This is a genomic window from Marinococcus sp. LNHM4E3-1 (assembly GCF_056034405.1).
Genome location: NZ_JBQLID010000017.1, coordinates 43583 through 55314 on the forward strand (window position 1 = coordinate 43583; position 11732 = coordinate 55314).

Sequence of the window (11732 nt, forward strand, 5' to 3'; positions counted from 1 at the left end):
CGACGGAACAATGGCCAGGTTACGTATAAGCAGCTACATATTTTTACAAATTTTTACTTATCGTTATGATATTCGTATTTGCAGCTGCTCTTTTTACTATACAAATAATAAAAAAAACTGCAATACCCCAAAGTCGGGGGCTGCAGTTTTCATTTATCAGTTTTTAACATCGGGATTGCTGACTTCTGTATCACGTTTATTCATTACGTAAAGAACGCCCAGGACGATGAGGACCACAACACTGAATAACGCAAGCACACCGTAGCCTTCCCCTAAAAATCCGGCCCTGTATACAAGAGAGCCAAAAACACCGCCGAGAGCCGGCGCCGCTACCGGGATCCAGGCATACGGCCAGTTCGAATCCCTTTTACCCGCAATAGGCAGCAGGGCGTGGGCAATACGCGGTCCCAGGTCCCTGGCCGGGTTGATGGCGTAGCCTGTGGTACCGCCTAGCGACAGCCCGATCGCCCCAACAAGAAAACCGACAATAAGCGGGTTCAAACCTTCCGTGAACTCATTTGCGCCTATACTGTTTAATACGAGTAAAAATACAGCGGTCGCGATAAACTCACTCAAAAAGTTCGCAAACCGGTTCGGAATCGCCGGATCAGTTGAAAACGCCGCCAGCTTTACATCAGCATTCTCCGTTTCCTTCCAGTGCCCAAGAAAGTGCCAGTATACAACAGCTCCGCCGAGCCCTGCTCCTATAATTTGAGAAACAATATAGCCTGGCACCTGCGCCCATTCGAACGCCCCAATAGAAGCGAAGCCGAGAGTAACGGCTGGGTTTAAATGTGCACCGGAAAACTGCCCGACGGCGTAGACCCCCATCGCCACGGCAAACGCCCACCCGAGCGCTATAACAATCCATCCTCCTCCCTCTGCTTTCGATTTGTTTAAGTTGACGTTTGCGACCACACCGCCGCCAAAAATAATAAGTATCATCGTGCCAATGATTTCCGCTAAATATATCGACATTTTTCCAGCTCCCTTGTAAGCGTTTGTAATTGCAGACATAAGTATCGACAGCCGTTTCATTTTCTGGAAACGACTAAAAAACCGCACACTCCGCTCCATCTTGAGCATTTAGTGTGCGGCTTTCATTCGACTCAGCCCGATATATTAACTTAGAAAAACTGTAGCATGAAAAGAAAACGCTGTCAATTTGATTTGAAATACAGAGTTTCATTTAGCCTCTTTTTACTGGCTGGCTTCTTCCATAAATAAAGCGGCCAACCGAGCAATTAACGGTCAGCCGAATACGCCTTATTTATTTTTTATCCTTCGAATTATTTTTTCCGCCATTTGCCTGTTCGGCAGAATTTCTGCTTCCCTGCCATTGTTCCTTCTGATCGGCTGTATTTCCGGTATCTTCACCTTCCATATCAGCGACGGAGGCGTCTTCTACTTTTTCCACCCGTCCTTCCTCTTCTTCCTCTTCTTCCTGATCACTTGTGTAGCCGGTCATTTCCGGATCATCGGATGGCGTCTGGGAAGTACTGTGTTCACTTACCGCTTCCCACATATCTTCTTTATCAAAAGCGACATTTTCTTCCGTTTTTTCCTGCTCCGGTCCGGGGTTAACCACGTCTTCTTCCACGGGATGGTCCTGGGAAGGCTTATCGCTGCCGGCATGGTCTACACAGCGTGTCGTTTCCGGCACAATTTCAAGGCGTTCATATGGAATTTCTCTGCCGCAGACTTCGCACTTACCGTAATTTCCGTTTTCCATTGCCTCAAGGGCATGATCGATGTTTTCAAGCTGTTCCCGGGCCTGATTATTTAATGCTGCGTCTTTTTCCATTTCATGCAGCTCCGTACCCTGGTCGCCCGGGTGATTGCTGTATTCGGAAAGTTCACCGATGGTTTCTGTATTGTTATTAGCATTTCCTGTTTCTTCTGCTTCAATTTTTTCTTTATTTTCTTCTTTCATTTCCAAAAGCTGATTTTTTAATGTTTTTTCCTGTTCTGCCGTAATCATTTGTATCCCTCCAGTTTTGTCTACTACCTCTTTACCCATTTCTCCTCTATATTGAAAATGCTTTTTTTCAAAAACGTGCATAATAAAATAAACCGTGATTGCTTAGCTTCTTTTCCCACGGTTCACTGATATATAAACACGGGTCCCCATAAAATATGTCACTTGCTCCCATCTTCTGTTTTGACCATTCCGTAGACTGCCTGATTGACATAACCACCGGCAAGGCGCTCTGACTCCTTTAATGTCCCTTCCAGTTGAAATCCCAGCTTCTCCGGCACCGCCCTGCTTTTTATATTTCCTTCAGCGCAGCGGATTTCCACCCGGTGCAAATCCATTTCGTCGAAGGCATAGTTCGTAAAAGCTTCTACTGCCTGAATCATGATGCCTTTTCCTTCGTATTCCTTCCCAAGCCAGTACCCGAGGCTCGTTTTTTTATTTCCCCAGTCCAGTTCGTGATAGTTAATAACGCCAGCAAGGCTCCCCTCAACCCTTATACCTGCACGAAAACCGCCTCCGGCTGCCGCCTGCTGGAGCATCCTGTTAATGTTTTCAGCAGTATCCTGAACCGATTCGACATTGTCCACCCAGTTCATCCATTCTTTTAAGTGTTCACGATTTTTATCAATGAGGGCAAACAGTTCCCCTGCATGCTCTTTTTGAAGCAGCAGCAGCTCCAGACGCTCGTTAATTTTATACGCAAACATAGAATGTCTCCTTTTATTTCATTATCAGCATGTCCTGCTCGTCGAATTCCCAAAATTCTGCGTATGCCGCTTCCCAGAGGTGGCCATCCGGATCTTTAAAATACCCGCTGTAGCCTCCCCAAAAAACCCATTCCGGTGCTTTTACGATCCTGCCCCCGGCACCGGCTGCCTGTTTCATGACGCTATCCACTTCTTCGGCAGACTTCGCATTGTACGCAAGTGCGATCCCCGAAAAAACCTGGGCCGCTCCCTCCATTTCTTCTCCGGTTTCTTTTGCCAGTTCCTTTAATGAATACAGAGCGAGTTTAGTGCCTTTGTTATTAAAAAATACAATACCCGGGCCGTCTTCAGTCGAAGCAGCCACTAAACCGAGTCCTTCCCGGTAAAATTTCTTGGAAACAGCAATGTCCCTGACACCAAGTGTAATAAGGTTAATTCTATTCATAGCTTCGTCCTCCCTTATTGAGGTTCCACATTCAAAACTTCTTTAATTGTTATTTCGCCGGGGCTCCTCATTTTCCTTTGTCATTTCCCTCGAACCGCTGGGCAGGTCATTCCGGCGATGCGGCGCGTTTCGCCCTTCATTCAAAGGGGAACGGTCCATTACAACCAGACCTACTATAAGGAGGCATAAAAATTATGAGTAAGACAATATTTATTACCGGTGCTGGCACCGGCCTTGGAAAAGGAACAGCTATTGGACTGGCGAAAAAAGGTCACCGCGTGATTGCTGCAGTTGAGATAATGGCGCAGATTACAAGTCTCCGGGAGGAAGCAGAGGCAGCGGGTGCGGACCTCGAAGTGATTAAGCTCGACATTACCAGTAAACGGGATCAGCAGCTGATTGCGGACTATGACTATGATATTTTCGTTGCAAACGCAGCCATCGGTGAAGGCGGCCCAATAGCTGAAATACCGGTCGACCGCGTTCGCGAAATTTATGAAACCAATGTGTTCAGCACGCTTGAGAATGCACAGATTGCTGCTAAAAAATTCGTAGAGAAAGGCGGCGGCAAAATAATCTTTCTCAGCTCTATCGTCGGTGTGGTGGCTATGCCATATTTGGCCCCATACGGTTCCACTAAACACGCCATCGAGTCCATCGCGAAATCTATGAAGGCAGAGCTTGAAGAATTCAATGTCCAGGTGGCCACCATTAACCCCGGCCCGTACGAAACTGGCTTTAATGACCGGATGTTTGAAGAAAAGTGGAAATGGTATGATCCGGAAAAAAACTTTACACCGGAAAAATCAATCAGCAGCATGGAGCAGATGCTCGACAGCCAGTTTGACCCTGACGATATGATTAACAAAATGGTAGAAGTCATCGAAGCAGACCATCACGCCTTCCGTACGGCTCATCCGCAGGATACGGAGGATCAGATGAAGCAGGAGGAAAAGCAGAACTGGGATGCCCGTATATAAAAAATAAACCGGCCGCGTGCCGGTTTATTTTACGTTCTGATCCATATGAAGAAATTTCATATCGGTGTCTATCTGCCCATCCAAATACTGTTCGGAAAGGTCTTCCCCTTTCAGCCAGCAGGAGAAGTCAATTTCGTAGGGATCGCGGCTGCCTCCAAGCGCGAACCACGCTTTTTGCTCCTGCAGGAGGTAGCCGGCGGTATGAATCGTGCCGGCCCAGCTGTGATAATTATCCGAAAACACTCCGCCGCCGGTATTATTTAACAGCCGGTACGCCTCTTCTGCCGAAGGGCGTACCTGTTTTTTCTTTTCCATAACCTCCTGACGGGCTTTCGAATCCACTAAATAATGACGGTTTTCTTCCGGCATTTTTTCAAAGTGATTCGTACACGTTTGATCCTCCCTGGCGATAACTCCGCGCGGTGACGCCTCCACTACTTTGGAAACACCTTTCGTGTCCTGAATCACGTAGCTGAACGAGTGGCGGTGCGGAATTTCTTTCAGCATATCGACCGCCTCCTCTACCGATGCACACACCTCCAGGATTAAGCGGCCAATCATGGAGCAGATAAATCCGTCTCCCGGCTTTTTCCGGTGCATAAAATTATAGCCCATCGCAAGCTGTTTTTCGTTCATTCCGTCCATCCGGCCGGTCACCCGCTGCGAGGGGCCAATCATCGCATAGCCCTGATCCGCCGGCTGAAACAATGTGTACCTGCCCTCGTAGGTTTTTGGGTGATAGTCGTAATTGCGCACCAGGTAATCGTCTCCGGTCATAATAGAGCAGCCCGATTTAGGTATCTCAAGACGATAGCCGGAAAAATGCATAATGATTTTTTCCATGCTCCATTTCAAACCGTCCTGCAGCCCTTCAAGCTCCTCCCAGATACCCGGGGCCACTTTCATAAGAGCCTCTTTCGTTTCCGCTATATCCACCTGAAACCGCGGCTTTCGTATTTTCCATTGCTTATCCCGGTTTTCAACGGATAATGACCCGGCAAGAAGTTTTCCCTGGTATTTGCCAAATTCGTAATGAGTGCCGCGAAACTGCACCACGCTGCTGTATATCTCTTTCACATTGTCACCTTCATTAAAAGAAGCAGATTTATTCTTACAGTTGAAAACTTACATTTAAATATTCTTTAGTCAATAAAGATCTTCGCGTTTATTTTGCAAATAATTCAGTTCTCCCCGGGCTGTTTTCGTTTCATTTAAATTAATTTCTATAATCCCTAACTCTTCATTATGACCTGCCTTATACAATGATATTCCTTCCGGGCTTACGACCTGACTTTCGCCGAAAAAAATATTATCCACGTGCAGGCCTACTTTATTAGCTGCTGCCATAAATACATGGTTTTCCATCGCCCGAGCATGCAGATATGTATGCTGATACCGCTGATAAGGTGACATATTTGCTGCCAGTACAAATATGACCTCTGCGCCCTGTGAAGCTAAGAGCCTCGGCATTTCAGGGAACTCCATATCAAAGGTAATCAGCACTCCCGCTTTCCCTTCCGGCAATTTTATGATATCTGCTTTACTTCCTGGAGAAAAATAGACAGCTTCGTTCCGAAATAGATGTGTTTTTCTATAAACGTCCTCTATGGAACCTTCTTTATTTATAAAAACTGCCGAATTATACAATTTGCCATTCTTTTTTTCTGGAAAACCAGCCAATATTCCTATGGATGAGGAGAAAGCAGCTTCTCGTAGTTTCTTTATGCTTTCACCATCGGTCGTCTCAGCGAGGTCAAAAAGCTGGTCATCCATTACATAACCACTGAGAAATAATTCAGGAAAAATGAGATAGTCTACTGCCTTTTCTTCTGCTTCTTTAACCGTACTTAACATTCTTTTAAGGTTTATTTCTTTATTTAATAATTCGCATTTCAGTTGAGCCAGCCCTATGGTAATTGAACTTTTTTCCAACACCACACCTCCACCATCGCTTTTATTCTTTTTTGTATTTTTTGATTTTCTTCGAGACAGTAGACTGGTCTACTCCCAGAACTTCTGCTGTCTGGTATGTATTTTGAAATGTTTCATATACTTCCATAATTAATTTCTTTTCCGCCTTCTCTCTCACTTCTTTCAACGTCGGATACTTCTTTTTGGTCCTGTCTTCTGTTTTTGTTTCAAATTCATTACTGGAGGGCTTCCCCCATTCTCCCGTATACATATCATTTGTAACAACAATACGTTCTATATAATTAGAAAGTTCTCTAATATTCCCCTGCCACTTATTTGAATATAAATCAGCCTGCATTTCTTCTGAAAAAATTACTTCGCGACCGTATTTATGGTTAAACTTTGCTAAAAGCTGCACGGCTAAATCAAATATGTCTTCCTGCCTTTCCCTTAAAGGAGGAATGGTTATAGGCACCACATTAAGCCTGTAATATAAATCCTCACGAAACTCTTTACGCTCTACTAATTCTGCCAAAAGCTTATTCGTTGCTGCCATTACTCTCACATTAATTTTCTGTTCGCTTCTTCCGCCTAATCTTCTTATTTTATTTTCTTGAATAACTTCCAGTAATTTAGACTGCATACTATATGGAAGTTCAGCAATTTCATCCAAGAAGATAGTTCCATTATGAGCAGCTTCAAACAAACCTATTTTTCCATTTTTATCTCCACCTGTAAAAGCTCCTGCTTCATATCCAAATAATTCCGCTTCAATTAAACTCTCCGGAAGCGCTCCACAGTTAATTGTAACGAAGGGCTGGTCTTCCCTTTTGCTTTTCTCATGTATCAATTTAGCGACCGCACTTTTTCCAACACCTGACTCTCCCAGCAAAAGCACCGTAGAATCCACTTCCGATATATTATTAATAATGGTTAATATCCTTTTCATTGGCAATGAATTAAAAATTAAAGATGAATTTTCTTCTCCTGCCGGAGAGGAGAAATTAGTAAAAATATATATATAATTTTTTTCAAATAACGTGCATTTGCGCACATATATTATTTCATTATTCACAGATTCCATCGTTTGATAAAGCTTTTTTCTCTGTAAGGATTGTCTGAAAAAGCTCCGCCACTCCAAAGAAAATAAATCACTGCCTTCTTTAAAATGGATAGGCAGTGAAGAATAAAGCATCGTTTCTTTTCCATGTATTTCAATAATGTTTTCATTTTCATCTGTCACTATAACTAACTGCTGGGGAAAGTTCACCGCCGGCCTCCTTTTGATGATTTTTTTCATCAAGATGATACAAATCATCGATTTTACAGTTCATTGATGATTTTTAGCATCAATGAACTTATATTTTATTCTAAATTATCTGAATTATCAACCCTTTTAATGTTGGCATGGTTTTTGCATTGATATTTAAGTAGAAAGGATGGTGACTTATGCATATAGCATTAGCTCAAATAAAGCCTGTATTAACCAAAACAGAAAAAAATTTAAATTTATTAATATCTTCGCTGGAGGAAGCTAAACAAAAAGGGGCGGAGGTAGTTCTCTTTCCAGAAATGTCTCTAACCGGCTATTTACAAAATAAGAAAGACATCGAAAGCCTCTCTCTTTCTATGGATTCCCCTGCGATCCAAAAGCTTTGTCAGGCTTGTCGGAGGTTAGCCGTGGATGCAGTGTTTTCTTTTCCCGAAAAGGATTCAGAAAAGTATTTTATTACAGCAATATACGTTGATGGATCCGGTCAAATTCTTTCCAAGTACCGGAAAACTCATTTATTCGATGAAGAGAAAACTGCTTTCTCCCATGGTTCCGACTACCCCGTTTTCCCTACAAATTACGGCAAAGTCGGAATGATGATATGCTACGATCTCGAATTCCCTGAAACGGCCAGATTATTGCGTGCTAAAGGTGCTGAAATCATCTTAATACCAACAGCTAATATGAGTCCCTATGAAAAGCACCAGGATGTGTATTTGATGAGTCGGGCGATGGAAAACGAAATTCCTTTAGCAATATGCAATCAAATAGGAACAGATGATGATTTACACTTTTTCGGTCACAGCAAAGCCGTGGACCTAAATGGCGAAACTCTTGTGGAAGGCGGGGAAACAAGTGGAATATCAATTGGCAATATACCAATTAAAGCTGAACGGGACCCCAAACTTAACTACCTTAATAATATTAATAAAAATATCTATCAAAGCCTTGAAAAATATTTAAAATAAGGAAGGTGAACGTTAATGGCGGCAGGAGAATTAAAAAGAACGCTTACTCTTTATCAAGTTGTTTTATTCGGCCTCGCATACATGACCCCAATGATAGTGTTCGGCACGTACGGGGTTTTAGCAGATACGACCAACGGTTTTGTACCTTCCGCCTACCTGTTTGCTATGATCGCTATGCTCTTCACTGCTTACAGCTATGGTCGGATGGTAAAAGCTTTTCCTATTTCTGGTTCAGCTTACACTTATACAAGAAAGTCGATCAGCGCCCCAGTAGGTTTTATGGTCGGTTGGTCGGTTTTATTGGATTATTTATTTCTTCCTATGGTCATATGGCTGATTGGCGGCGTTTATTTAAATACTGCTTTCCCCTTCATTCCTGCCTGGGTATGGATTGTAGCTTTCATCGTAATTACAACTATTATTAATATAATTGGAATAACTACCACTACGAAGGTCAACTTACTTATGATGATCTTTCAGCTCTCAGTGGTTAACTTATTCGTTGTTCTTTGTATTGTGAATTTAGTCCAGGGTATGGGGACGGGCACAGTATTTGCTTTAGAACCGTTATTTAACAGCGACGCTGAATTTCCTTTAATATTAGCAGGGGCCTCAATAGCCTGTTATTCATTTTTGGGATTTGATGCTGTTACTACACTTTCTGAAGAAACCATTAAACCTGAAAAAACTCTTCCTAAAGCTATCATATTAATTACATTAATTGGTGGCGGCATTTTTATCGCAGCTTCCTATTTCTTATATCTCGTGTATCCTGATTTCAGCCAAATCAACAATGCAGATTCAGCTGCTTTAGAAATTGCCTATCAAATTGGAGGTAACCTTTTCAGCGCTATTTTCTTGGCAGGGTTAATTTTAGCCCAATTTGCATCCGGGCTTTCCGCTCAGGCAAGTGGTTCCCGGCTGCTTTATGCGATGGGAAGAGACGGAGTACTGCCTAAAAAAATATTTGGCTTTATTAACCAACGCTCCCGCACACCAGTTTTAAACATAGTCATTGTGGGGATTGTAGGTCTCCTGGCGTTAGTGCTTGATATTACCACCTCTACTTCCTTTATAAATTTTGGAGCTTTCATTACGTTTACTTTTGTAAACGTATCGGTCATCGCTCATTACTTTATAAAAGAACAACGTCGAAGAGGCAAAGATCTTCTGTTGTTTCTTGTTATTCCACTAATCGGTGCTGCTTTTGATATTGCGTTATTTATAAACTTAGATCAAAATGCACTATTGTTAGGTACAATCTGGGCCACTGCAGGATTTATCTATTTAGTTTATTTAACTAGATTTTTCTCCAGGAAAACTCCTGACTTAACGATCGAATAGTATTTCACTTTTCAAAAAATCAGCAGCAGCAGCCGATCGGCTGCTGCTGCTGATTTTTTAGCTTAGCGATGCTTTTCCCGGTATTCCTGTTCGAGTATGCTCATCATTACAGCATGATAATACTGGTGGTCGTAGTAACGACACTCGCGCTTCATTCCTTCGTGCACAAATCCAAGCTTTTCATATACGTGAATCGCCCGGGTGTTAAACGAAAAAACTTCAAGTTCAATCCGGTGGAAATTCAGTTTCCCGAACCCGTATTCAAGCATCAGCTTTGTTGCTTCAGTGCCGAAGCGCTGCCCAATATAATCGTCAAATATAATCATTTGAAACCTCGCCTGCCGGCTCGCCGGTGTGTCGATATCAATAAACGAAGTATCTCCGATTAATTGATCATTTCCCTGCATGAAAATGCCGAGCCGGACGTCTGCATGGGCATCGGTACCTTCGATATAGCGCTCCACATCCTCCAGCGTGTAAATATGGCTGGCGCCGGTAAACTGGCGGGCAATGTGATTATTATTAAACGCTTCGTACAACGCCGGTATTTCTTCCTTCGTGTAAGGACGCAGATACAGCTGCTCTCCTTCAATTGCTTTAACTAATGGCTGCATATCTATCCCCCATTTATTCTCTATTATCCTGGTATACGATCATCGCGCTGAAATAAAAGAAGTTCATTGCAAACTGAATATCTGTTACTTCGATGTCTGCATCGTCCAGAAAGGCATTCACTTTCTTGTCGAGTCCTTTATCGCTTATGGCGTAAAACGTTTTTATCCTCACGTCTCTCCTCCTCAGCATTTCCTATTATCTATTGTACCAAAAGCAGGTATGATAAAAGGAGAACAGGAGGGAAAAATATGGAACGAATTTATTACGGTGAGCACTCTGAACAGTTCGGAGAACTTCGCCTGCCTGAAGGAGAAGGTCCTTTTCCTTTAGCAATAGTTATTCACGGAGGATTTTGGCGAACACCTTTTGGTCTCGATATTATTCAGGATGTGGCTGAGGATTTGACCCGGGAAGGCATTGCCACATGGAACATTGAATACCGGCGAGTTGGTCACGCGGGCGGTGGTTGGCCCGGAACGTTCAATGACGTCGGCAGGGCCGCTGATTACGTGCGTGAGCTCGCAGCCACCCGCCCCATTGACGTTCGACGAGTGTTTACCATTGGACATTCCGCAGGGGGACAGCTCGCCTTATGGCTCGCTGCCAGGCCATCCCTGCCCGCTACCAGCGAATTGTCCCACTTCGCTGACCCGCTATCCATATATGGAGCGGTAAGTCTCGCCGGGGTGCTTGATTTACATCTAATGCACGAGATACATGACTACCGCAACAAAATCACAAACGCCCAGGAACCATCGGACCCTGTCGCCGATCTGCTTGGCGGCTCCCCGGACGAATTTCCTGAACGCTATACTGAAACCTCGCCGTTTGACCTGATCCCTATCGATGTCCCACAGATACTCGTGCACGGAGCGCTCGACGTGAACGTGCCGGTAGGCATCAGCGCGCAGTACCATCAGGCAGCCAAAATCGGCTACCGGTCCATCCGGTATCTCGAACTCCCGGATGCAGAGCATTTTATGCTTACCGATATCCAGACCGATGCCTGGAGCCTGATCAAAGAAGAAATCCATGAGATGCTTTAAAATTTAAATAAAAACTAAAACTAGCCCAAAGTAATACTATTTTGGGTTATTTCTTTCATCTAATCATACTTTAGTTTAGGATAATAGTTACATTTAAAAAAATTATTGTCATTCTTAATGCTTATTGTAAATTTAAATCGAGGTGAGAAAAGTGCAATTAGAAGACGTACTACCTAAAATGTCTAAACTTTATCTTTCGAGAACTGTAGATAGTTTCTTAAAAGATATTCGTTTAAAAAATGAAGAAGAGATGCGCGATATTATTCTAAGAAATATTGAGGAGTTCCAGGACAGTGAAAGAGTGAAAAGAAACTTGAACTTTCTAGAAGTGGACAGAGACATTGCATTAGTTAATGAAATGATTTTAATGTCTTTAATGGAACAAGAGGGTGTAACCGTCAAGTAGAATAGATCACTTTCTCCCAAATAAGATAGATCAACGTTCACCAATTAAGATAGACCACT

General features: G+C 43.2%; 14 protein-coding genes. 5 read left to right on the plus strand and 9 right to left on the minus strand.

Annotated elements, in window-relative coordinates:
- Positions 1-156: 156 nt before the first annotated feature.
- The 4 genes from ACTRXI_RS14690 to ACTRXI_RS14705 all read right to left on the minus strand — a co-directional run bounded on the left by ACTRXI_RS14690 (position 157) and on the right by ACTRXI_RS14705 (position 3130).
- On the minus strand, positions 157-978 hold the full coding sequence (locus tag ACTRXI_RS14690; protein WP_474263719.1) for an MIP/aquaporin family protein: 822 nt from the start codon (positions 976-978) through the stop codon (positions 157-159).
- A 292-nt stretch (positions 979-1270) separates the two neighbouring features.
- The gene (locus ACTRXI_RS14695) at positions 1271-1981 is read right to left on the minus strand and encodes a TraR/DksA C4-type zinc finger protein (protein ID WP_474263721.1); all 711 of its coding nucleotides are present in this window, start codon (positions 1979-1981) and stop codon (positions 1271-1273) included.
- Between the two features lie 158 nt (positions 1982-2139).
- Positions 2140-2685 carry a GNAT family N-acetyltransferase gene (locus tag ACTRXI_RS14700; protein ID WP_474263723.1) on the minus strand — a complete coding sequence of 182 codons (546 nt, stop codon included), beginning with the start codon at positions 2683-2685 and terminating at the stop codon, positions 2140-2142.
- A 13-nt stretch (positions 2686-2698) separates the two neighbouring features.
- On the minus strand, positions 2699-3130 hold the full coding sequence (locus ACTRXI_RS14705) for a VOC family protein (protein ID WP_474263725.1): 432 nt from the start codon (positions 3128-3130) through the stop codon (positions 2699-2701).
- A 194-nt stretch (positions 3131-3324) separates the two neighbouring features.
- On the opposite strand from ACTRXI_RS14705, the gene ACTRXI_RS14710 reads away from it, so the two are divergent.
- A complete protein-coding gene (locus ACTRXI_RS14710) occupies positions 3325-4110 on the plus strand; it encodes an SDR family oxidoreductase (RefSeq protein ID WP_474263727.1) in 786 nt (261 codons plus the stop codon).
- Positions 4111-4134: 24 nt separating this feature from the next.
- Here ACTRXI_RS14710 and ACTRXI_RS14715 read toward each other — a convergent pair whose 3' ends face one another.
- From ACTRXI_RS14715 to ACTRXI_RS14725, 3 genes are all read right to left on the minus strand, one after another.
- The gene (locus ACTRXI_RS14715; protein WP_474263729.1) at positions 4135-5187 is read right to left on the minus strand and encodes a C45 family autoproteolytic acyltransferase/hydolase; all 1053 of its coding nucleotides are present in this window, start codon (positions 5185-5187) and stop codon (positions 4135-4137) included.
- A 69-nt stretch (positions 5188-5256) separates the two neighbouring features.
- Positions 5257-6042 (minus strand): carbon-nitrogen hydrolase family protein, encoded by a 786-nt coding sequence (locus tag ACTRXI_RS14720; RefSeq protein WP_474263731.1) that lies wholly within the window; start codon positions 6040-6042, stop codon positions 5257-5259.
- 22 nt (positions 6043-6064) lie between these two features.
- Positions 6065-7291 (minus strand): sigma-54 interaction domain-containing protein, encoded by a 1227-nt coding sequence (locus ACTRXI_RS14725; protein WP_474263733.1) that lies wholly within the window; start codon positions 7289-7291, stop codon positions 6065-6067.
- A gap of 179 nt (positions 7292-7470) precedes the next feature.
- Between ACTRXI_RS14725 and ACTRXI_RS14730 the strand changes: the two genes are divergently transcribed.
- A complete protein-coding gene (locus tag ACTRXI_RS14730; protein ID WP_474263735.1) occupies positions 7471-8262 on the plus strand; it encodes a carbon-nitrogen hydrolase family protein in 792 nt (263 codons plus the stop codon).
- A gap of 15 nt (positions 8263-8277) precedes the next feature.
- Positions 8278-9606 carry an APC family permease gene (locus tag ACTRXI_RS14735; protein ID WP_474263737.1) on the plus strand — a complete coding sequence of 443 codons (1329 nt, stop codon included), beginning with the start codon at positions 8278-8280 and terminating at the stop codon, positions 9604-9606.
- A 62-nt stretch (positions 9607-9668) separates the two neighbouring features.
- Here the strand turns inward: ACTRXI_RS14735 and ACTRXI_RS14740 are convergent, their stop codons facing one another.
- Both ACTRXI_RS14740 and ACTRXI_RS14745 read right to left on the minus strand, forming a co-directional pair.
- A complete protein-coding gene (locus ACTRXI_RS14740) occupies positions 9669-10220 on the minus strand; it encodes a GNAT family N-acetyltransferase (protein WP_474263739.1) in 552 nt (183 codons plus the stop codon).
- A 13-nt stretch (positions 10221-10233) separates the two neighbouring features.
- Complete coding sequence (locus ACTRXI_RS14745; RefSeq protein ID WP_474263741.1) at positions 10234-10392, minus strand: hypothetical protein; 159 nt, start codon at positions 10390-10392, stop codon at positions 10234-10236.
- A gap of 77 nt (positions 10393-10469) precedes the next feature.
- On the opposite strand from ACTRXI_RS14745, the gene ACTRXI_RS14750 reads away from it, so the two are divergent.
- Positions 10470-11267, plus strand: a complete 798-nt coding sequence (locus ACTRXI_RS14750) for an alpha/beta hydrolase family protein (protein WP_474263743.1) — start codon at positions 10470-10472, stop codon at positions 11265-11267.
- A gap of 151 nt (positions 11268-11418) precedes the next feature.
- A complete protein-coding gene (locus ACTRXI_RS14755; protein WP_474263745.1) occupies positions 11419-11673 on the plus strand; it encodes a hypothetical protein in 255 nt (84 codons plus the stop codon).
- Positions 11674-11732: the final 59 nt, after the last annotated feature.